We start from the raw sequence: 20,869 nt of genomic DNA, 5'->3' as shown, positions 1-20,869 counted from the left end.
GCTTCTGAAAATATTTTCAACTTTCTGATGAGGTAAACCCGATCGCCATCCGTGTAGTGACTGAAACTGCGAGTCATTCGCATCCGTAGTCGTTCTACACAGGTCATGAGCAATGAAGTCCAGGGCAAAATCGGGTTCGGTCAAACAATGGTTCGGTGTATCTGCATTAAGCTTTTCAGCGTTGGCGTTGCTGCCGTTGAGCGTGGCATGGGCGGCTGAAGCCAGCAGTACCCAGCAACGCGCGCCGTTCAGCTTTGCAATGGCCGCCAAACCGCTGCCCCAGGCCCTGAGCGACTTCAGCCGGATCACCGGCATCAGCGTGGTCTATACCGACGAAGCGCCTTACGGCATTACCGCTCCGGCGGTCAGCGGGCAGATGAGCGCCGAACAGGCGATGCAGCGTTTGCTCAGCGGTTCGGGTTTCACCTTCCGCCGCACTGATGCCCAGACCCTGGCGCTGGAGCCTGTGCCCAGCGAAGGGACATTGAACCTGGGCGCCACCACCATCACCTCGGTGGCGCAACAACCCATGAGTTATCAACCGCCACCCACCAGTTCGGTGATGCGTTCGTCGGCCTTGCTCCAGGAAATCCCGCAGACCGTCAACGTGATCCCGGCCCAGGTCATTCGCGATCAGGCGCCGCGCAATCTGGATGATGCGCTGGCCAACGTCAGCGGCATCACCCAGGGCAACACACTGGCGAGCACCCAGGATTCGGTAATGACCCGCGGTTTCGGTGACAACCGCAACGGCTCGATCATGCGCGACGGCATGCCAGTGATCCAGGGCCGTGGCCTGAATGCCACGGTCGACCGGGTCGAAGTGCTCAAAGGCCCGGCGTCCTTGCTCTACGGCATTCAGGACCCGGGCGGCGTGGTCAACATGGTCAGCAAGAAGCCCGAGCTTGAGCAGTACAACGCACTGACCCTGCGCGGCTCGACCTATGGCGATGGCAAGAACGGCAGCGGCGGCAGCCTCGACAGTACCGGCGCCCTCGGCGATTCCGGGCTGGCGTACCGCATGGTGCTGGACCACGAAGACGAAGATTACTGGCGCAACTTCGGCACCCATCGTGAGACGTTGGTAGCGCCGTCGCTGGCCTGGTTCGGTGAAAGCACCAAGCTGCTGTTCTCCTACGAGCACCGGGAATTCCTGACCCCGTTCGACCGTGGGACGGTGATCGATCCGCGCACCAACCACCCGTTGGACATCTCGCGCAATGAACGTCTCGACGAGCCGTTCAACAACATGGAAGGCCGCTCGGACCTGTATCACTTCGAGGCCGATCACGAACTCAACGACAACTGGAAAGCCCACTTCGGCTACAGCTGGAACCGCGAAACCTACGACGCCAGCCAGGTGCGCATCACCGCCATCGACACCAAGAAAGGCACGTTGACCCGCAGCATGGACGGCACGCAGAACGCCATCAGCACCGACCGCTTCACCACCGCCAGCCTCGAAGGCAAAGTCAATGTGCTGGGCATGCAACATGACCTGGTGTTCGGCGTCGATGACGAGTACCGCAAAATCTACCGCGAAGACCTGATCCGCCAGAAAAGCCTGACCACCTTCAGCTACGTCAACCCGGTGTATGGCCGCGAAGTGGCGGGCACCACCGTCAGCGCGCCCGACAGCGCCCAGACCGATGAGCTGCGCAGCGATTCGATATTCCTGCAGGACTCGATCCACCTCAACGACCAGTGGATTCTGGTGGCCGGCGGGCGTTTCCAGGAATACGACCAGTACGCCGGCAAAGGCGTGCCGTTCAAGGCCAACACCGACAGCAACGGCCAGAAATGGGTACCGCGCGCCGGCCTGGTGTACCGTTACACCGACGAGTTGTCGTTTTACGGCAGCTACACCGAATCCTTCAAACCCAACTCGACCATCGCGCCGCTCAGCGGCAGCAGCACCGTGCTTGATGGCAGCGTGGCACCGGAAGAAGCCAAGTCCTGGGAGATCGGCGCCAAGCTCGACATGCCGGGTCGTATCACCGGCAACGTTGCACTGTTCGACATCAAGAAGCGCAACGTACTGGTCGCCAACTCTGAAGGCCCGACCACGATCTATAGCGCCGCCGGTGAAGTGCGTTCCCGTGGTCTGGAAGTGGACATGACCGGGCAGCTCAGTGACCGCTGGAGCATGATCGGCAGCTATGCCTACACCGATGCCGAAGTCACCGAAGACCCGGACTACAAAGGCAAGCGCCTGCAAAACGTCGCCCGGAACACCGGCTCGCTGTCGGCGGTCTACGACTTCGGCACCATCGTCGGTGGCGATCAGTTGCGGGTTGGCGCGGGGGCGCGTTATGTCGGTGAGCGAGCGGGTAACGCGGTGAACGATTTCGACCTGCCGAGCTACACCGTGGCCGATGCGTTCGCCACCTATGACACCAAGGTCGAAGGGCAGAAGGTCAAGTTCCAGCTCAACGTGAAGAACCTGTTTGACCGCACCTATTACACCTCGGCGGCGAGCCGGTTCTTTGTGTCGATGGGGGATTCGCGGCAGATTTCGTTATCCAGCACCCTGGAGTTCTGAGTCAACCCGCAAAAGATCGCAGCCTTCGGCGTAGGAGCTGCCGAAGGCTCGGGCCGCGTTCGGACGATCCTTTGATCTTGCTTTACCGCAAAAACGCCTGCCGATACTCGCCGGGCGTGCCACCCAACGCCTGTCGAAACCGGTTGGTGAAATGGCTCGCACTGGCAAACCCGCACGCCAGCGCAATCTCCCCCAACGGCTGCGACGATGCGCGCAACAACTCCCGCGCGCGGCTCAATCTTCGGGCCAACACATACTGATGCGGCGGCAAGCCGAAGCTCACACGAAACATCCGCGCAAAATGATATTCCGACAGCGCGCATAAGCTCGCCAATTGCCCAAGGCTGATCGCCTCCGCCAACTGACTGTCGATGAACTCCACCAACTGCCGTCGCTGATGCGCCGCCAATCCACCCTTGAGGCGCAAGCCCTGACGCACACCAACCTGACTGAGCAAGGCATGGCTGAGCATCTCGTGGGCCAGGCTGCTGGTGAGCAGGCGTTCGCCGGGTTCGTCCCAGTTGAGGGCGATCAACTGCCGAAAGTGCCGGGCTTGCTGCGGGTCTTCGAGGAACGTGCGCTCGCGCAGCTGCAACTCTCGCGGCTCGCGATCCAGCAGCGTGACGCAGCCAAGGGCAAATTGTTCGGGGCTGAAATACAGGTGGGCCAGGCGAATGTCGCCGTTGATCACCCAGCCTGACTGATGGTCGGCGGGCAGAATGCACAGCTTGTCCGGGCCGCCCTTGGTGCCGGGCTGGTCGCGGCGAAAGGTGCCGGTGCCACCGGCGATGTAGCACGACAAAGTGTGATGGCTCGGCGCTTCGTAGTCCTGGGCGTCATGGTGGTTGCTCCACAAAGCCGCAGCCATGCCGTCACCGAGCTCGGCGCTGTGCTCCAGGCGAGCATTGGGCGAGCGGTTGAGGGCTTGAAAGACTTGCAACGTTTCCAGTGCGGCCATGATCGGTTCTCTCCAACGCCTTGCATCCTACTCCGTAGACGCTGGCCTGCCAGCCTGCCGACCGACAAAAGCGCAAGTTTATGCAAGTGCAAAAGGGGGGCGCGCCGGACACTGAAGGCCTATTCAGGAGTCTTCACCATGAACCTCTCGTTATACCTGCTGACCGTGTTGATCTGGGGCACCACCTGGATTGCCTTGAAATGGCAACTGGGCGTGGTGGCGATTCCAGTGTCGATCGTCTATCGCTTCGGCCTCGCCGCGCTGGTGCTGTTCGTGATGTTGTTGCTTAGCCGGCGCCTGCAAGTGATGAACCGTCGCGGGCATCTGATTTGCCTGGCGCAGGGGCTGTGCCTGTTCTGTATCAATTTCATGTGTTTCCTCACCGCCAGCCAGTGGATTCCCAGCGGTCTGGTCGCCGTGGTGTTTTCCACCGCAACGTTGTGGAACGCCTTCAATGCGCGGGTGTTCTTCGGCCAGAAAATCGCCCGCAATGTGCTGATGGGCGGCGCGTTGGGCTTGCTCGGTCTTGGTCTGTTGTTCTGGCCGGAGCTGGCCGGTCATACCGCCAGCCCGGAAACATTGCTCGGGCTGGCTCTGGCGTTGCTCGGAACCTTGTGCTTCTCGGCGGGCAACATGCTGTCGAGTCTGCAGCAGAGGGCCGGCCTGAAACCCCTGACCACTAATGCCTGGGGCATGGCTTATGGCGCAGCGATGTTGTCGGTGTGGTGCCTGGTCAAAGGCATCCCGTTCGACATGGAATGGAATGCCCGTTACATCGGCTCGTTGCTGTACCTGGTGATTCCGGGCTCGGTGATCGGCTTCACCGCCTACCTGACGCTGGTCGGCCGCATGGGGCCGGAGCGGGCGGCGTATTGCACCGTATTGTTCCCGGTGGTGGCGCTGAACGTGTCAGCGTTTGCCGAGGGGTATCAATGGACGGCGCCGGCATTGGTGGGGTTGGTGCTGGTGATGTTGGGCAATGTGCTGGTGTTTCGTAAGCCGCGTGCAGTGCTGTCGCCAAACCACGGCAAGTTGGCTTGAGCAGGAAAAATGTCGAGTGCTGAGCATCAGTGCTCGACTTTTAACGCGATATAAATCATCAGCGGCAATATGAAGTCGACAATATGCCGAGCCCAGTCTTTGGCGTTCCAGGTCTGCGATGTGTCCATGTCGAACCATTCAACACCGATGACTTGCAGGCAAACGTAGTAGATAAATATGGCGGTCAATAGTCCGATGATCGAGAGCTTCTTGGCTTCGTGGAATACGTCAGCCGATTCGTTGATTTTTCGGTACAGGTGATAAGTCCCAACCAGGCAGCACGCCGTGTAAATTACTTCCATCGTAATAACGAACCAGTAAATCCGGTGGTGCAGCATGGGCGAATCGATCGCTCTGTAGCGGATGTTGTCGTTTACCTGCGTTGTGTCCATGCTCAGAATATGGGCGACATATTCATAATTTGATGAGTAGTCGGTGAAGTTGTGAAACATCACAAGCAAGCCGAAGAAGCTGATGTAAGCCATGAGAATGACTTTGCTGTAGCGAATAAGTTTGTCGGTGGTCAGTCTGTTCAATTTGATTGTTCTCCAAAGCGTTCATCGTGGATTCGATAAGTTTGGAGAGTTTATAGCGAGTGTTTTTTATTTTGTGTCAGGTTCATTTACAAGGTATGTATTGAACCGCTATTAACGGGCAAGTGTTGTACAACACTTGCCCGATTTAATTATTTGCGCCAGACCTGTGGATTCACCAGATCCTGCGGTCGTTCACCCAACAAGGCACTGCGCAAGTTGGCCAATGCACGGTTAGCCATGGCTTCACGGGTTTCGTGCGTGGCCGAGCCGATATGCGGCAAGGTCACGGCGTTTTTCAGTTGGAACAGCGGTGATTCAGCCAGTGGTTCTTTCTCGTAAACATCCAGCCCGGCGCCACGAATCCGGTTGTTTTGCAGCGCTTCGATCAGCGCCGGTTCGTCCACCACCGGGCCGCGGGCGATGTTCACCAGAATGGCGCTCGGCTTCATCAACGCCAGTTCGCGATGGCTGATCAGATGTTTGGTTTTTTCGCTGAGTGGCACCACCAGGCAGACGAAATCAGCTTCGGCCAGCAATTGATCCAGGCTGCGGAACTGTGCGCCGAGTTCCTGTTCCAGTGCGGTCTTGCGGCTGTTGCCGCTGTAGATAACCGGCATGTTGAAGCCCAGTCGACCACGACGGGCGATGGCCGCGCCGATGTTGCCCATGCCGACGATGCCCAAGGTTTTGCCATGCACATCGCTACCAAACAACGGCGCGCCGACGGTGGCTTGCCATTGCCCGGCCTTGGTCCAGGCGTCCAGCTCTGCGACGCGGCGGGCGCTGCTCATGAGCAGGGCGAAGGCCAGGTCGGCGGTGCTTTCGGTGAGCACGTCGGGGGTGTTGGTGAGCATGATCCCGCGTTCGTTGAAGTAGGCGAGGTCGTAGTTGTCGTAGCCGACGGAGACGCTGGACACCACTTCCAGTTTGCTGGCGTTTTCCAGTTGCGCCCGGCCGAGTTTGCGACCAACGCCGATCAGGCCATGGGCGTGGGGCAGGGCTTCGTTGAACTGGGCGGCGATGTCGCCGTTTTTCGGGTTCGGCACGATCACATCGAAATCCTGTTGCAGGCGTTCGATCATGGGCGGGGTGATGCGGCTGAAGGCGAGGACGGTTTTTTTCATTGGAGAGGGGCTCGTCGGGCGTGGAGATTGCCAAGCAAGCTAACATTCTTCGCGGACATTATGCGAGTGCTCGGATTGCCCGGGGGGTACCCCATTCAAAATTGTGGGAGCGACCTGTGGCGAGGGGGCTTGCCCCCGTTTGAGTGCGTAGCACTCACAAGATCTTTGGTACATCAGAGATTTTGGGGCTGCTACGCAGCCCAACGGGGGCAAGCCCCCTCGCCACAGTCTTGCTCCCACAATGGATCAGCTGTGTGGTGCAGGTTTCGGTACGTCGACGTTATCCAGCACTCGGTTCACCGCCAGTTCGGCCAGCATGATGACTTGCTGGATCGCCAGGAGCGTATGCCGCTGCGGGGCGTCGACATAGGCGGCGATGTCGCTGGTCATGACGCTGGCCGAGGAGCAGGCTTTCGTTATCCATGTCCGGCGCGACCATGAACATCCTGCTGGGCTTGCGGCCTTCGGGTTGTTTGGGTGGTGGCTTGAGGTAGTGGTCGAGCGCGCGCTCGGCGGCGTCGTGGAGTTTTTTCGAATCGAGAGATTCGTAGGGGGAAACGTCGTCGGTTTCCGGAGGGTTCGGTGTTTCTTTAATCATGCGGAAGTTACTCATTGGCAGATGAAGTGGAACTGCCATCTTTCGTTTTCCAGACGAAAGGGTGGCAGCTGTGCGCGGACTGGAAAAACCGGAACACCCACCAAAACCCGGCAGACCCGAAGGTCTCCCGCGCACAGCCGCCATAACAAGGATTGCGTGCAGTAAAAAGCGCCGCAGTATGCCATGGGGTGTGGTCAGTGTTCGCCAGGTTTTCCAGACCTGATCGCTGATTTTGCAGCGACCCACAAAGCCTACCCACTTCGCTTCCGACGCAACAACCGCCAGAACTTGTCGGAAACCTCCCCAAAAACCACCGCGTCTGTAGGACCGTGAAATCAGTTCGCCAGCCGAGCCCCACCCAAGCTGCCGCTCAATTCATACGCCGCCAACTCCGCCTGATGCGCCGCCAAAATCTCCGGCAACGACCCGCGCAAATACTCGACCCACGTCTTGATCTTCGCGTCCAGATACTGCCGCGACGGGTAAATCGCATACAGGTTCAATTCCTGCGAGCGGTACTTTGGCATCACCCGCACCAGCGTACCGTTGCGCAAGCCTTCAATCGCCGCATACACCGGCAACACACCAACCCCCATGCCACTGGTGATCGCTGTCTTCATCGCGTCAGCGGAGTTCACCAAGAACGGTGAGCTGTTGATGGTGACCATTTCCTGGCCTTCGGGGCCATCGAAAGCCCACTTTTCCAGTGGGATCACCGGGCTCACCAGGCGCAAGCACATGTGATTGAGCAAATCGCTGGGCTTCTGCGCGCAGCCGTTGGCTTTTACATAGGCGGGCGATGCGCAAACGATGCTGTAGGTGATGCCCAAACGCTGGGAGACGAAGCCCGAGTCGGGCAGTTCGCTGGCGAGCACGATGGACACGTCGTAGCCCTCGTCGAGCAAGTCCGGCACACGGTTGGCCATGGTCAGGTCAAAGGTCACGTCCGGGTGGGTCTTGCGGTAGCGAGCGATGGCGTCGATCACGAAGTGCTGACCGATGCCGGTCATGGTGTGCACCTTGAGTTGCCCGGCCGGGCGCGCGTGGGCGTCGCTGGCCTCGGCTTCGGCTTCTTCGACATAGGCCAGGATCTGCTCGCAGCGCAACAGATAGCGCTTGCCCGCTTCGGTCAGGGCAATGCGCCGGGTGGTGCGGTTGAGCAGGCGGGTTTGCAGGTGGGCTTCCAGGTTGGAGACCGCGCGCGAGACATTGGCCGTGGTGGTGTCCAGTTGTACGGCGGCGGCGGTGAAGCTGCCGGCCTCGGCCACGTAACTGAAGGCGCGCATGTTTTGCAAAGTGTCCATGGGGTGCTCTCTTGGCGGATGGCAAATTGTGACACGAAGTTTCAGGGACTGAGACCCCGACCAAGGGATTATCTCGTTAACGGTAACAAAGATTCACAGGAATCCCGACTTATCGCCATTCAGACCGCCCCCTAGAATTGCGCCATTGTTGGAGCGGGTCTGTGTGGCGAGGGGGCTTGCCCCCGTTGGGTCGCGAAGCGCCCCTAAAACCAGTCACCGCGTTCTTCAATCAGAATGCGGGTGACCGATTTACGACTGCTTTGCAGCCGAACGGGGGCAAGCCCCCTCGCCACATAAGCCTCGCTCCTACCAGATCTTGTATTTCTCCCTTTCAGGAAATCGCAGCAGTGCCGCGTCGCATCAACAGAGCGCTCAAGACGCTCAGTGTTTTGGCTTTAACCCTGGCAATCAGCGGCTGCATCGCAACCGCGGGTATTGCCCCACAAGGCAAGGCACTGGAGGCCAATTCATTGGCCACCGACGAAGCCATCCAGAGCGCCGCCCGGGACGCTCACTGGCCCACCGCCCAATGGTGGCAAGCCTACGGCGACCCGCAACTGAACCGCTGGATCTCCCTTGCCCTGCAAGACAGTCCGAACATGGCCATGGCCGCCGCACGGGTGCGTCAGGCCCGGTCCATGGCGGGTATTGCCGAGTCCGCCGAGTCGTTGCAGATTAATGGCCAATCGACTCTCAAGCGCCACAACTGGCCCACCGATCAGTTCTACGGCCCCGGTGAGTTGGCCAACACCACCACTTGGGACAACAACGCCGCGCTGGGCTTCAGCTATGCCCTCGACCTCTGGGGCCGCGAAAGCAACGCCACCGAGCAAGCGGTGGACATGGCTCACATGAGCGCCGCCGAAGCACGGCAGGCCCAGCTCGAACTGCAGAACAACATCGTGCGCGCCTACATCGAACTCTCGTTGCATTACGCGCAGAGAGACATCGTTGCCGCGACCTTGAAGCAACAACAGCAAATCCTCGACCTGGCGCAAAAGCGTCTGGACGGTGGCATCGGCACACATTTCGAAGTCAGCCAGGCTGAAACGCCGTTACCGGAAACCCATCGCCAACTCGATGCGCTGGACGAAGAAATCGCCCTCAGCCGTAACCAGCTCGCGGCCTTGGCCGGTAAGGGCCCGGGGGAGGGCGCACAGTTGCAACGGCCGACGCTGTCGCTGGGGGCGGCGCTGAAGTTACCGTCATCGTTGCCGGCGCAATTGCTCGGGCAACGCCCGGACGTGGTTGCCAGTCGCTGGCAAGTGGCGGCCCAGGCGCGGGGCATCGATGTCGCTCACGCAGGCTTCTATCCCAACGTCGATCTGGTCGGTAGCCTCGGCTACATGGCCACCGGTGGCGGTGCGTTGGAGTTCCTGACCGGCAAGAAGCTCAACTACAGCGTGGGACCTGCGATCTCGCTGCCGATTTTCGACGGCGGCCGCTTGCGTGCGGAGTTGGGTGAAGCCTCGGCCGGGTATGACATCGCCGTGGCCAAGTACAACCAGACGCTGGTCAATGCGCTGAAGAACATCTCCGATCAGTTGATCCGCCGCGAGTCGATGGACAAGCAGCAAACGTTCGCCGCCGAATCGGTGGCCACGGCGCAGAAGACTTACGACATCGCGATGATCGCCTATCAACGTGGGCTCACCGATTACCTCAACGTACTCAATGCGCAGACCTTGCTGTTCAAGCAACAGCAAGTGCAGCAGCAGGTTCAGGCTGCGCGGTTGAGTGCTCATGCGGAGTTGGTGACGGCGCTCGGCGGCGGACTCGATGCGGGCGACGACGTCCCGAGTGCCGAGAAAACCCAGCCCCCGAAAACCCCGAGCCTTTTGAAGTGAGCCCGACATTTCAGGCACTCCCACATTTGTGGCGAGGGAGCTCTGTGGCGAGGGGGCTTGCCCCCGTTCGGCTGCGCAGCAGTCGCCAAGTCTGTGAATGCGGTGTGTCTGAGAAAATGCGATGGCAGGTTTTGGGGCTGCTGCGCAGCCCAACGGGGGCAAGCCCCCTCGCCACAGTTCCTCAAGCCCTAGACCATTGAGCAAAATTTCATGACTCCCTTGCCCGCACCCTTGCGCTGGCTGTATTCCCTTGAATGGCGCCGGGGTTTCTTCGACTGGGCGCGCAGCGACGGCGTGACCTGGGTCTACATTTTCAAGGTGCTGATCGCCGCGTTCCTCACGCTGTGGCTGGCCATGCGTCTTGAATTGCCGCAACCGCGCACCGCGATGATTACCGTGTTCATCGTCATGCAGCCGCAAAGCGGCCAGGTGTTCGCCAAGAGTTTCTATCGCTTCCTCGGCACGTTGGCCGGGTCGGCGGTGATGGTCGCGCTGATTGCCTTGTTCGCGCAGAACACCGAACTGTTCCTCGGCTCGCTGGCGATCTGGGTCGGCCTGTGCACGGCTGGCGCAGCGCGTTGTCGCAACTTCCGCGCCTATGGATTTGTGCTCGCCGGTTACACGGCGGCGATGGTTGGGCTGCCCGCTCTGGCTCACCCGGACGGCGCATTCATGGCTGCGGTCTGGCGAGTGCTGGAAATCTCCCTGGGGATTCTCTGCTCGACGCTGGTCAGCGCCGCGATCCTGCCGCAAACCGCCAGTGCGGCGATGCGCAATGCGTTGTATCAGCGCTTCGGTGTGTTCGCGTTGTTCGTCACTGATGGCTTGCGCGGTCGCAGTCGGCGCGAAGCGTTTGAAGCAAGCAACGTTCGGTTCATCGCCGAGGCGGTGGGCCTGGAAGGACTGCGCAGCGTCACGGTGTTCGAAGACCCGCACATGCGTCGACGCAACGGGCGGCTCAGTCGTTTGAACAGCGAGTTCATGGGCGTCACCACACGCTTCAATGCCCTGCATCAGTTGCTCGAACGCTTGCGCGGCAGCGGCGCCGATCATGTTGTCGCGGCGATCAAACCAGGGTTGCAGGACCTGGCCGAAGTGCTCGACGGTTTCAGCGGCCGTGCGTTGACCAGCCCTGATGCCGCTCGCCTGGCCAGCGCCTTGGCGACCTATAAGGACAACTTGCCGGCGCGGGTGCGCAAGCTGCGGGCGAGCTTTCAGGAGAGCGATCCGAGCGACGCCGAGCAGTTGGATTTTCACACCGCCTACGAACTGCTTTATCGCTTCGTCGACGACTTGCACAGTTATGCACAGACCCACGCGTCCCTGGCCGATCACAGCCACGAACGGGAGCGTTGGGACGAGCCCTTCACCCCGCAAACCAACTGGCTGGCCTCGGCGGCATCGGGGATTCGCGCAGCGTTCATCCTTGTGGTGCTCGGCAGCTATTGGGTGGCCACCGCGTGGCCGAGCGGGGCGACCATGACCCTGATCGCCGCCGCCACCGTCGGCCTTTCAGCGGCGACGCCGAACCCCAAGCGAATGGCCTTTCAGATGGCCTGCGGGACCTTGCTCGGGGCGCTGATCGGCTTCGTCGAGATGTTTTTCATCTTCCCCTGGATCGACGGCTTTCCGTTGCTCTGCGTGATGCTCGCGCCGGTGATCGTGCTCGGCTCGTTCCTCACTTCTCGGCCGCAATACGCCGGTGTCGGCCTGGGGTTGCTGATCTTCTTCAGCACAGGTTCCGTGCCGGACAACCTTACGGTCTACAACCCTTACGCCTTCATCAACGACTACATCGCCATGGTCATGGGCATGCTGGTGTGCGCGGCGGCCGGGGCAATCATTCTGCCGCCCAACAGCCGCTGGCTGTGGCGGCGGCTGGAGCAGGACTTGCGCGGGCAAGTGGTGTACGCCATCAGCGGCAAACTCAAAGGCCTGGCGTCGAGTTTTGAAAGTCGCACGCGGGACTTGCTGCATCAGGCTTATGGCCTCGCCGCAGGGCAGCCGCAGGTGCAGCGGGACTTGTTGCGCTGGATGCTGGTGGTGCTGGAAGTCGGCCACGCGATTATCGAACTGCGTAAGGAACAAGCGATTCTGCCGGTGCACCCGGCATATGCCGAATCCCAGCCGTGGCGCCAGTCCATCCGGGTGATGGGCCGTTCGCTGGTGCGGCTGTTTCTGCAACCGGGCCAGAGCAATCTGGAGCGGGCGCTGGTCGCCGTCGACCACGCGATCGGACGCGTGCAGGCCACCGACGAACCCTTCGCGCCACACTTCGATACCTCTGCCTTGCGCCGGGTGAAGAGCTACCTGCACTTCATCCGCACCTCGTTGCTCGACCCGCAATCGCCGCTGGCCTCATACACCACTGCCAAGCCCCAAGGACTTGAACATGCCTCGTGAAATCGCCTTCCACGGCGTGTACGTGCCGACCATGACCCTGATGTTTTTCATTGCGGCGGCGCTGGCCTGGGCCCTTGACCGATTCTTGTCCGGGTTCGATCTGTACCGTTTCTTCTGGCACCCGGCGCTGCTGCGCCTGAGCCTGTTTACCTGTCTGTTCGGCGCCCTGGCGCTGACTGTCTACCGTTGACTCTCTATCACTGAAGAAGGCCTTGATGAAAAAGCTTTTCAGCCTGCTCGCGACCCTGCTGGTGCTGGCCCTTGCCCTGTGGATCGGCCGGACCTTGTGGGTGCATTACATGAACACGCCCTGGACCCGTGACGGCCGGGTGCGCGCCGACATCATCAACGTCGCCGCCGACGTGACCGGTGAGGTGGTGGAGGTGCCGGTGCGCGACAACCAGTTGGTGAAAAAGGGCGACCTGCTGATGCGTATCGACCCCGAGCACTACCGCCTCGCGGTGAAACAGGCGCAGAGCCTGGTGGCCTCGCGCAAGGCCACGTGGGAGATGCGCAAGGTCAACGCCCATCGCCGCGCCGACCTCGACAACCTGGTGATCTCCAGGGAAAACCGCGACGACGCCAGCAACATCGCCGACTCGGCCCTGGCCGATTACCAGAACGCACAAGCGCAACTGGAAGCCGCCGAACTGAACCTCCAACGCACCGAAGTGCGTGCGGCGGTGGACGGCTACGTCACCAACCTCAACGTCCATCGCGGTGACTATGCGCGCATCGGCGAAGCGAAAATGGCGGTGGTCGACATGAATTCGTTCTGGGTGTATGGCTTCTTCGAAGAAACCAAACTGCCGCATGTTCGCGTGGGCGATAAAGCCGACATGCAATTGATGAGTGGCGAAGTGCTCAAGGGCCATGTGGAAAGTATTTCTCGCGGCATCTACGACCGCGATAACCCGGAAAGCCGCGAGCTGATCGCTGATGTGAATCCGACCTTTAACTGGGTGCGTCTGGCGCAGCGGGTGCCAGTAAGGATTCACATTGATGAAGTGCCGGAGGGTGTGCTGTTGGCGGCGGGGATTACGTGTACGGTGGTGGTGAACCCCCCGGCTGGCAAATGACCTGTGGCGAGGGGGCTTGTCGGAACGCCGCACCGCCCCGTTGGGCTGCGCAGCAGCCCCCAAAAATCTGCAAACCGGTACGGTCAGACACACCGCGGAATCAGCCTTGCGACGGCTGCGCCGCCGAACGGGGGCAAGCCCCCTCGCCACAAGGGAACGGTTTCAGCCCTGGCAAAACGTCTCATGCAAATGCCGCCAAATCACCTTGCCGTCGGCCTGTTTTTCAAACACCACCGAGGACCGTCGATCAGAATGCAGCCCCGTCGCATCGGTCTGCTGTTCGCGGTAACTGACCACTGCGCCACCGTCATACAGCGCGACACCTCGCAACTCGCTGAGCTCAATCCTGAACCCGAGCTTCTTCCCGCCCGCGAGTAGAAACAATTCATTCAACGCCTCGAAATCCAGTACCCGGCCCAACGGCGAGACCATGGAAAACTGCGGTGAAAAACGCGTCAGCAATTGTTCAAGCTCGGCCTCGTCTCGCTCCTCGGCCAACCATTGCTCGATGGCTACGTGGGCCTGGATCACTTCGTCAAAGTATTCGGTGTAGTCGGTCATGCTGTTTCCTGAAAGTCTGAAAAGTATGTTCTGACGCCTTCGCGGTCTCAGAGCTGCCCGCGTAACCCGAACCGCTTCATCAACCCCGACTCCAGCAATCCCTTGGGCAACAACCCCGCCATCAACGGCAACGCCCGGCTGCCGTTACCCAAACGCACCAGACGCGGTGGTTTGCTTTGCTGCACAGCCTTGAGCAAACCGGCGGCAAATTCACTGGCCGGTGTCGGCTTGTCTTGAGAGGCCTTGGCCCGTGCACGAATACCTTCACGCAGTGGAAACCACGGTGATTGTTCGGTGATCAGTTGCTCGGCTTCGTGGCCGGCATTCTTCGCGAAGCTGGATTGGATGGCGCCCGGTTGGACTTCCATGACTCGTACACCAAACGGCGCCAGCTCCATGCGTAACGCATCGCTCAAGGCATGCACGGCGGCTTTCGAGGCGCAGTAGGCACCGGCAAACGGCGTGACCAGAACCCCGGAAACGCTGCCGATATTTACCACCAGCCCCCGGGCGCGACGCAGTACCGGGAACATCGCGCGAGTGACGCCGACAATCGCAAACACGTTGGTTTCGAACTGGCGCTGCATGGCCGGCACGCCGCCATCGAGCAGTGGCCCCATGGCGCCGTAACCGGCATTGTTGATCAGCACATCGAGGCCGCCATGCTGCTGGTTGATTCGTTCGCTCAACTGTTCGAGTGCCGGGCCATCGTTGACATCCAGTTGCACGGCGGTGAAACCGGCGGCTGTCAGCGCCGCCACGTCTTCAGCCTTGCGAGCGCTGGCCCAGACTTTGTAACCGGCACTTTTGAAGGCATCGGCGAGGGCACGGCCAATGCCGCTGGAACAACCGGTAATCAACGCAACAGGCATGGCGCGGTCCTTGTGCAAAAGAAAAAGGGGGATCAGTCGGAGAAACTACCCTGCAACCGTTCGGCGCGAAACTCCAGGGTTTGCGGGCGGTAACCGGGGCGCAGGGGCGGTAGTGGCAAGCAGTCTTCCCAATTGCCGCCGGCCTGCAATTCACCGGGGCCGCGATAACGTGGTGCGGCGTATTGATTGTCGGCCAGGTTCACCGTATCGCCCGGCGCATACGCCGCGATGCGCCAGCGCAACTCGGTCAGTGGCACGTCGTTACCGTTGTTCATCGTCAACTTCAACGGCCGGTCTGCGGGACAGTGCTCGGGTGCGTAAGTGATGCGTAGCTCAAGGCGTGCCAGTTGCTTGATCTCGCGATTGTCCATCCAGAACACCCATGTCGCCACCAGACCCAATCCGACAGCGGCCGCCACGGAAACCGGCACGGCCTTGGCCGGGTAGCGCAGCAGCAGGATCAGCCAGGTGATGACCAGCAGGACGCCGATGAACATGTTTGAACGCTCCTTGAACGGATAACCACCATCCTACCGAAGGGACACGAGAATGGATATTCGGTGAGCAAGGGGTTGTACCGCTGGTCGGTACTGTAATTTCTGACAGTAGCCAGCCCTGACCACGAGCGGTTAGATAACCACAGGCGAACAGGGACGAACCGGATGCAGGCTTCGACAATGGGACGGCACTATAAAACCCCACGATTGTCCGTCATTGACCCGCGGGGGCTGCCGATTTGTTCGGTTGATTATTGGCGCACAGACGAAAGCGCCACTGCGCTGGCGCGCATCAATCGCACCTTCCACGATGCCGCGGGTTTTGCGGTAGAACAGTGGGACCCGCGGCTATGGGCGTTGCAAAAGGACGACTCTTCGACCCCTGCCAATCTCACGGCGGTACATTCTCTGTCCGGTAATCCGGTATTTACGGTCAGTGTCGATGCCGGCTCACAGATCAGTCTTCTTGGTCTGGCCAATGAAATGCTGCAAGGCTGGGACAGTCGCGCTGTACGACGCGAGGTTGATTACGACGACCTGCTTCGTCCCGTGGCGGTGTTTGAGCATCTCGCCACGCAGCCACCACATTGTGCCGAGCGTATGGAATATGGTCGTGCCGATCACGGCAATCGGGATCGCAACCAATGCGGGCGGTTGATTCGCCAGGATAGCCCCGGAGGCACAGTGTTGTTTGCGGCGTTTGCAATCACGGGCCACTGCACAAGGCACGTTCAGCAGTTCACGCTGGAAGCCGTTGCACCGAATTGGCCTGAGCCGATAGCCGATCGACAAAAACTGCTCGAACCGGGCGAGGGCGCCGTTTCGACGGGGCGTTACGGGGCGCTGGGGGATGTGCTGGAAACGGTCGATGCCAGGCAGAACTGCCAGAGCTTTAGTCTCACGCTTGATGGCCGGTTACGCCACAGTGCCCTTAAGCTGGCGGGGCAATCCTCATGGCAAACGCTGGTCGGCGAAATCGATTACAACGCCGAGGGTCAGACCGTACGAGAAGTGGCGGGTAACGCAGTGCAAACAACGCTCACGTATTGCCCCGAGGATGGTCGGCTGATGGAGCGACGGGCGTACAGTGAGCGAGTCGGTTTGCTGCAACACCTGCTCTATATCTATGACCGAATGGGCAATGTGCTGAGTATCGAAGACAAGGCCCTGCCGGTGCGCTACTTCGCCAATCAACGCATCGACCCGATCAATCGCTTCATCTACGACAGCCTGTACCAGTTGATCGAAGCCTTTGGCTGGGAGGCGGGCGGCCCTACTCAGGGGCCGGATTCAGTCGGTCGTACTGATCCGGCAGCGGTCAGCAATTACCATCAGAGCTATTGCCATGACGCGGGCGGCAATCTACTGACGCTGACCCACGTCGGCGCGCAAAACCACGGACGCGAGCTGAAAGCCGCGCGGTACAGCAATCGCTGCTTGCCCTGGCGCAACGACGTGCCGCCGACCGAAGGAGAAATCGCCGCTGCATTTGATGCCAGCGGCAATTTGCTGGAACTGGATCAGGGGCGCTTTCTGACGTGGGATCTGCGCAACCAGCTGCAATCGGTCAGCCCGGTGGCGCGCGTCTCCGGACGCCATGACCGGGAGTCGTATCACTGCGATGGCGGTGGCCAGCGCGTACGTAAAGTCCGCTCGTTGCAGACCAGCGTGCGGACCGTTGTCGCGCAAGTGCGTTACTTGCGGGGGCTGGAGCTGCGCACCGATAACGGCACGGGAGAGATCTTGCAGGTCATCATTGCCCAGGCCGGACTCAACAGCGTTCGGGTATTGCACTGGGAGAGCCCCCCGCCTTCGGGAACAAACAACCAGTATCGATATGGCTTTACCGATCATTTGGGCTCGACCAGCCTGGAGCTGGCTGCTGATGCACGCATCATCAGCCGGGAAACCTTTTACCCGTTCGGCGAGACGGCCTGCCTGGCTGGGGATGATGTGATCGAGGTCAGTTATAAAACCATTCGTTACTCGGGCAAGGAACGGGATGCGACCGGACTGTGTTACTTCGGTTATCGCTATTACATCCCGTGGTTACAACGTTGGTTGAATCCGGATCCCAAGGGCTTCATCGACGGACCGAATCTGTACTGCATGGTCGGTAACTCACCCATGACATATGTCGACAATGACGGAGGAGGCAAGACTGAAGCGGCAGGGTTGAACAGCAGCCTGGAAAAACAACGAGCCTTATTGACATCGGTGGCGACGACGACTTCCGATCTCAGAAATTCGATGCTTAACCACGTTTATGCGCGGCATCGGTTTCAAGCCCTGGGCAGGCGGGTAGTCACTCAGCTTGGCAGCAATGCTGTCAGCGCTGGCGCACAGGCAGTGGGCGCTGCGGGGGGCTCCGCCTTGGGTGGGTTGCTTGGGCCGGGAGGTTCAGCGTTGGGAGGCCAGCTAGGAGCGAAAGCCGGCGCGAAGGCTGCGGATGCGTTGATTTCCAAAATGGTGGACACCTTTGAGCTGGATCGCCCGATCAACTTCAAGGGCAATGAAATGAACCCCAAGGCGCTGATTGAGAGCGTTGAGCCGAAAAAACAACTCAGCCTTGCAATGGTAAAGCTTGAGCTGGCGGCAAATGATCCGCGTACGAGTGAAGGACGAGCGCGACTGGGGAAAAAAATTCGCACCGCGGTGACAGACAAGATTGTCGAAATGGTCGGTGAGAAGCTGGGATCGCAAGCCCCAGGGCTGATCAAGACAGGCGAGGAGTTTTACCAGGCATCGAAGGGGGTGAACGCGTCATCGTTGAGTGAGACTTATGAGGTGACGCCGGCAGTGATCGATATGCTGGAGTTCAGGATGCAGGCGATCAAAAATGAATTCGCGGACTCCGGTAGTTCGGATCCGCAAACCTTCGAAACAATCGCTGAGCTCTCGATGCAGACGCAGGAAGTGGTTCAGGTGCTGAACCGAAACCAGGACTTCATTGAACTTGTCGCGCCCAAGCCTTACGCCGGAAGACGACAATCACTCAATGGGACGTCCAGGTCAGCTCCCGCTCGGCAAGGAGCATTCCACTGACACAAAAGAAAAGCCCCCACCCAACCCACTGCGGATAGGGAACGCAGCGGGCTGGACGGGGGCTTTTTGTTTTACCGGTCAATCACTGCGCGATGGTTTTCACCGACACGCCGCGCTCGATCGGGGTGGAGCGACCGTAGATATCTTCAAACCGCTCGATATCGTCTTCGCCCAGGTAGCTGCCCGATTGCACTTCGATGATCTCGAGTGGAATCTTGCCTGGGTTGCGCAGACGGTGAACCGAGGCGATCGGGATGTAGGTCGACTGGTTTTCAGTGAGCAGGAACACGTTTTCGTCGCAGGTCACTTCAGCGGTGCCGCTGACCACGATCCAGTGTTCGGCGCGGTGGTGGTGCATCTGCAACGACAGGCACGCACCCGGTTTGACCGAGATGCGCTTGACCTGGAAACGACCGCCCATGTCCACCGAGTCGTAGGAGCCCCACGGACGATAGACTTCGCAGTGGGTCTGGGTTTCGCTGCGGCCCTGTTCGTTAAGGGTGTTGACCATCTGTTTGACGCCTTGGACCTTGTCCTTGTGGACAATCATCATGGCGTCCTTGGTTTCGACCACCACGATGTTTTCCAGGCCGATCACCGACACCAGTTTGCCGTTGCCATGGATCATGCAGTTTTTGCTGTCCTGGATGACCACGTCGCCTTTGGTGACGTTGCCGTTGGCGTCTTTTTCATTGACTTCCCACAGCGACGACCAGCAACCGACATCGCTCCAGCCCGCGGTCAGAGGCACGACGCAGGCGCGCTGGGTCTTCTCCATCACCGAATAGTCGATGGAATTGTCCGGGCAGCAGGCGAAGGTAGCAGGGTCGATATCGACGGTGTCGGCATCCTGCGCGCTACGTTCCAGCGTCAGTACGCAGGTGTCGTAGATGTCCGGATCATGTTTTTTAAGCTCTTCAAGGAAGCGGCTGGCGCGGAACAGGAACATACCGCTGTTCCAGAAATAACCGCCGGACTGGACGAACTCGGTGGCGCGTTTCACGTCGGGTTTTTCGACGAAGTGCGAGACACGGCTGACGCCTTCCGGCAGCAGGGCATCGTTGGTGGACTTGATGTAGCCGTAACCGGTTTCCGGTTTGGTCGCCGGCACGCCGAACAGCACCATCTCGCCACGCTCGGCCGCCACGGTGGCCAGGGCCAGGGCGCGTTGCAGGGCTTTCTGGTCTTCCAGCACGTGGTCGGCCGGCAGCACCAGCATCAACTCGTCGCGACCTTCATTGACCAGCATCATCGCGGTCAGGGCCACGGCTGGCGAGGTGTTGCGGCCGAAGGGCTCCATCAGCACGCGCTGCACATCCAGGTTGCGGGCGTTCAACTGCTCGTTGACGATGAAACGGTGTTCCTTGTTGCAGACCACGATCGGAGTGTCCATGCCTTCGAACACCAGGCGTTCCAGGGTTTGCTGGAACAGCGTGTGTTCGCCGGTCAGGGCGAGGAATTGCTTGGGGAATTGCTTACGCGAAAGCGGCCAAAGACGTGAGCCGCTACCACCTGACAAGATCACCGGAATCATGTTGTTACTCCTTTAAAATCGATTGGTTAGAGCCACGAACGTTCTGTCGTTTCACTCTTGTTTTTGTTCCGTAATCAGATCGGCTCACCGATTCTGTAGCAGCTGCCGAGCCTGCGAGGCTGCGTTCGGCGACGTAGTCGTCGTGAATCCCGTCAATGCGGTCATTCAGAAAGACCGAGTTGCTTGGATTGCGACTGCTTCGCAGTCGGACGCAGGCTTCGCCAGCTGCTACAGGGTGATCACCGTCCTGATGAATTAATCAGCGCGTCGACACCGGGCGCTTGACCCAGACTGGCGACAGGTTGCTGCCGTTGCCGGTGACGTACAGCACCGCCGCTTCACCGCGCTCCAGGGCAACCGGCTTCACGTCGCCGACTTTCTTGTCGCCTTCGTACAGCGCCAGGCTGACTTTCACCGGGTTGATTTCACGCTCGCCACGGCCCTTGGCGGCCACGTTCGGCACCACATCGGTCTTGCCGTCGGCGGTTTTCAGGGTCAGGGCCTTGTCGCTGAGGTTCTGCACGCGCACCAGGGATTTCTGCTTGTTCTTGAACGGCGGCTCTTCGATCAGTTGCGGTGCGCCGCTGGCGTTGTTGACCAGGGTGTAATAGTGATCACCGGCCAGTTTCACCGGCAGGGTCTGGCTGCCGATCTTGGCGCTGTAGTCGCCGCCCGGCATGAAGCTGAAGTCAGTGCTGGACAGCGGCGCGACTTCGTTCAGGTTGGTGGTGCCGACTGTGGCGCTGACTTCAGCGTTACCGGCGTTGTAGACCCGCACGAAGCTGGAGCCTTTTGGCGCGACAGGGCCGTAGAGGGCGGCGTCACCCGCGGCGAAGGCCTGCATCGAGAGCACGCTCATGCCGGCGACGAGGGCGACTGCTTTTAAGGAGCGAGCGGCGAGACGGCGAGGAGTAGTAGTGAAAGTCAT

The 20,869-nt window shown here is 60.1% G+C and carries 16 protein-coding genes and 1 pseudogene; 7 read left to right on the top strand and 10 right to left on the bottom strand.

Annotated elements, in window-relative coordinates; all coding sequences use genetic code 11:
• The first annotated feature begins 112 nt into the window (after positions 1-112).
• Entirely contained in the window at positions 113-2,542 is a 2,430-nt protein-coding gene (locus ACEN9A_RS24805) for a TonB-dependent siderophore receptor (protein ID WP_258671124.1), read from the top strand.
• A gap of 82 nt (positions 2,543-2,624) precedes the next feature.
• On the opposite strand, the gene ACEN9A_RS24800 is transcribed toward ACEN9A_RS24805, so the two are convergent.
• Positions 2,625-3,500 (bottom strand): helix-turn-helix domain-containing protein, encoded by an 876-nt coding sequence (locus tag ACEN9A_RS24800; RefSeq protein ID WP_019647703.1) that lies wholly within the window; start codon positions 3,498-3,500, stop codon positions 2,625-2,627.
• Positions 3,501-3,638: 138 nt separating this feature from the next.
• Between ACEN9A_RS24800 and ACEN9A_RS24795 the strand changes: the two genes are divergently transcribed.
• Entirely contained in the window at positions 3,639-4,541 is a 903-nt protein-coding gene (locus ACEN9A_RS24795) for a DMT family transporter (protein WP_258671123.1), read from the top strand.
• A 26-nt stretch (positions 4,542-4,567) separates the two neighbouring features.
• Here the strand turns inward: ACEN9A_RS24795 and ACEN9A_RS24790 are convergent, their stop codons facing one another.
• The 4 genes and pseudogenes from ACEN9A_RS24790 to ACEN9A_RS24775 all read right to left on the bottom strand — a co-directional run bounded on the left by ACEN9A_RS24790 (position 4,568) and on the right by ACEN9A_RS24775 (position 8,103).
• On the bottom strand, positions 4,568-5,077 hold the full coding sequence (locus tag ACEN9A_RS24790; RefSeq protein WP_258671122.1) for a DUF2165 family protein: 510 nt from the start codon (positions 5,075-5,077) through the stop codon (positions 4,568-4,570).
• Between the two features lie 149 nt (positions 5,078-5,226).
• On the bottom strand, positions 5,227-6,201 hold the full coding sequence (locus ACEN9A_RS24785) for a 2-hydroxyacid dehydrogenase (protein ID WP_258671121.1): 975 nt from the start codon (positions 6,199-6,201) through the stop codon (positions 5,227-5,229).
• Positions 6,202-6,447: 246 nt separating this feature from the next.
• A pseudogene (locus ACEN9A_RS24780) lies at positions 6,448-6,799 on the bottom strand (DUF6124 family protein).
• Between the two features lie 335 nt (positions 6,800-7,134).
• The gene (locus ACEN9A_RS24775; RefSeq protein WP_018927142.1) at positions 7,135-8,103 is read right to left on the bottom strand and encodes a LysR family transcriptional regulator; all 969 of its coding nucleotides are present in this window, start codon (positions 8,101-8,103) and stop codon (positions 7,135-7,137) included.
• 347 nt (positions 8,104-8,450) lie between these two features.
• Here ACEN9A_RS24775 and ACEN9A_RS24770 point away from each other — a divergent pair, with 347 nt between their 5' ends.
• From ACEN9A_RS24770 to ACEN9A_RS24755, 4 genes are all read left to right on the top strand, one after another.
• The gene (locus ACEN9A_RS24770; protein ID WP_019647708.1) at positions 8,451-9,950 is read left to right on the top strand and encodes an efflux transporter outer membrane subunit; all 1,500 of its coding nucleotides are present in this window, start codon (positions 8,451-8,453) and stop codon (positions 9,948-9,950) included.
• Positions 9,951-10,160: 210 nt separating this feature from the next.
• Positions 10,161-12,353 (top strand): FUSC family protein, encoded by a 2,193-nt coding sequence (locus ACEN9A_RS24765; RefSeq protein ID WP_019647709.1) that lies wholly within the window; start codon positions 10,161-10,163, stop codon positions 12,351-12,353.
• The gene (locus ACEN9A_RS24760) at positions 12,343-12,543 is read left to right on the top strand and encodes a DUF1656 domain-containing protein (RefSeq protein WP_258671120.1); all 201 of its coding nucleotides are present in this window, start codon (positions 12,343-12,345) and stop codon (positions 12,541-12,543) included. The genes ACEN9A_RS24765 and ACEN9A_RS24760 overlap by 11 nt, the downstream gene beginning before the upstream one ends.
• A 25-nt stretch (positions 12,544-12,568) precedes the next feature.
• Positions 12,569-13,432 (top strand): efflux RND transporter periplasmic adaptor subunit, encoded by an 864-nt coding sequence (locus tag ACEN9A_RS24755; RefSeq protein WP_019647710.1) that lies wholly within the window; start codon positions 12,569-12,571, stop codon positions 13,430-13,432.
• 162 nt (positions 13,433-13,594) lie between these two features.
• Here the strand turns inward: ACEN9A_RS24755 and ACEN9A_RS24750 are convergent, their stop codons facing one another.
• The 3 genes from ACEN9A_RS24750 to ACEN9A_RS24740 are packed head-to-tail and all read right to left on the bottom strand — an operon-like array spanning position 13,595 to position 15,362.
• Positions 13,595-13,993 (bottom strand): DUF4440 domain-containing protein, encoded by a 399-nt coding sequence (locus ACEN9A_RS24750; protein ID WP_258671119.1) that lies wholly within the window; start codon positions 13,991-13,993, stop codon positions 13,595-13,597.
• Between the two features lie 47 nt (positions 13,994-14,040).
• A complete protein-coding gene (locus ACEN9A_RS24745; protein ID WP_258671118.1) occupies positions 14,041-14,865 on the bottom strand; it encodes an SDR family oxidoreductase in 825 nt (274 codons plus the stop codon).
• A 32-nt stretch (positions 14,866-14,897) separates the two neighbouring features.
• Positions 14,898-15,362: a hypothetical protein gene (locus ACEN9A_RS24740; RefSeq protein ID WP_007936330.1), complete on the bottom strand. Its 465-nt coding sequence runs from the start codon at positions 15,360-15,362 to the stop codon at positions 14,898-14,900.
• Positions 15,363-15,542: 180 nt separating this feature from the next.
• Here ACEN9A_RS24740 and ACEN9A_RS24735 point away from each other — a divergent pair, with 180 nt between their 5' ends.
• A complete protein-coding gene (locus ACEN9A_RS24735) occupies positions 15,543-18,407 on the top strand; it encodes an RHS repeat domain-containing protein (RefSeq protein ID WP_258674214.1) in 2,865 nt (954 codons plus the stop codon).
• Between the two features lie 82 nt (positions 18,408-18,489).
• On the opposite strand, the gene ACEN9A_RS24730 is transcribed toward ACEN9A_RS24735, so the two are convergent.
• Positions 18,490-19,941 (bottom strand): mannose-1-phosphate guanylyltransferase/mannose-6-phosphate isomerase, encoded by a 1,452-nt coding sequence (locus ACEN9A_RS24730; RefSeq protein ID WP_019647715.1) that lies wholly within the window; start codon positions 19,939-19,941, stop codon positions 18,490-18,492.
• Between the two features lie 259 nt (positions 19,942-20,200).
• On the bottom strand, positions 20,201-20,869 hold the full coding sequence (locus ACEN9A_RS24725; protein ID WP_258671117.1) for an alginate O-acetyltransferase AlgF: 669 nt from the start codon (positions 20,867-20,869) through the stop codon (positions 20,201-20,203).

The organism is Pseudomonas sp. Pseusp18 (assembly GCF_059506005.1).
This window is presented reverse-complemented; position numbering and strand designations above follow the sequence as displayed.

What these genes read in the sequence shown, in the direction of transcription:
- ACEN9A_RS24760 (WP_258671120.1), top strand. Translation starts at nt 12,343, where the DNA reads ATGCCTCGTGAAATCGCCTTCCACGGCGTGTACGTGCCGACCATGACC.
- ACEN9A_RS24725 (WP_258671117.1), bottom strand. Translation starts at nt 20,869, where the DNA reads ATGACTTTCACTACTACTCCTCGCCGTCTCGCCGCTCGCTCCTTAAAA.
- ACEN9A_RS24765 (WP_019647709.1), top strand. Translation starts at nt 10,161, where the DNA reads ATGACTCCCTTGCCCGCACCCTTGCGCTGGCTGTATTCCCTTGAATGG.
- ACEN9A_RS24755 (WP_019647710.1), top strand. Translation starts at nt 12,569, where the DNA reads ATGAAAAAGCTTTTCAGCCTGCTCGCGACCCTGCTGGTGCTGGCCCTT.
- ACEN9A_RS24805 (WP_258671124.1), top strand. Translation starts at nt 113, where the DNA reads ATGAAGTCCAGGGCAAAATCGGGTTCGGTCAAACAATGGTTCGGTGTA.
- ACEN9A_RS24745 (WP_258671118.1), bottom strand. Translation starts at nt 14,865, where the DNA reads ATGCCTGTTGCGTTGATTACCGGTTGTTCCAGCGGCATTGGCCGTGCC.
- ACEN9A_RS24740 (WP_007936330.1), bottom strand. Translation starts at nt 15,362, where the DNA reads ATGTTCATCGGCGTCCTGCTGGTCATCACCTGGCTGATCCTGCTGCTG.
- ACEN9A_RS24750 (WP_258671119.1), bottom strand. Translation starts at nt 13,993, where the DNA reads ATGACCGACTACACCGAATACTTTGACGAAGTGATCCAGGCCCACGTA.
- ACEN9A_RS24795 (WP_258671123.1), top strand. Translation starts at nt 3,639, where the DNA reads ATGAACCTCTCGTTATACCTGCTGACCGTGTTGATCTGGGGCACCACC.
- ACEN9A_RS24800 (WP_019647703.1), bottom strand. Translation starts at nt 3,500, where the DNA reads ATGGCCGCACTGGAAACGTTGCAAGTCTTTCAAGCCCTCAACCGCTCG.
- ACEN9A_RS24730 (WP_019647715.1), bottom strand. Translation starts at nt 19,941, where the DNA reads ATGATTCCGGTGATCTTGTCAGGTGGTAGCGGCTCACGTCTTTGGCCG.
- ACEN9A_RS24735 (WP_258674214.1), top strand. Translation starts at nt 15,543, where the DNA reads ATGGGACGGCACTATAAAACCCCACGATTGTCCGTCATTGACCCGCGG.
- ACEN9A_RS24785 (WP_258671121.1), bottom strand. Translation starts at nt 6,201, where the DNA reads ATGAAAAAAACCGTCCTCGCCTTCAGCCGCATCACCCCGCCCATGATC.
- ACEN9A_RS24775 (WP_018927142.1), bottom strand. Translation starts at nt 8,103, where the DNA reads ATGGACACTTTGCAAAACATGCGCGCCTTCAGTTACGTGGCCGAGGCC.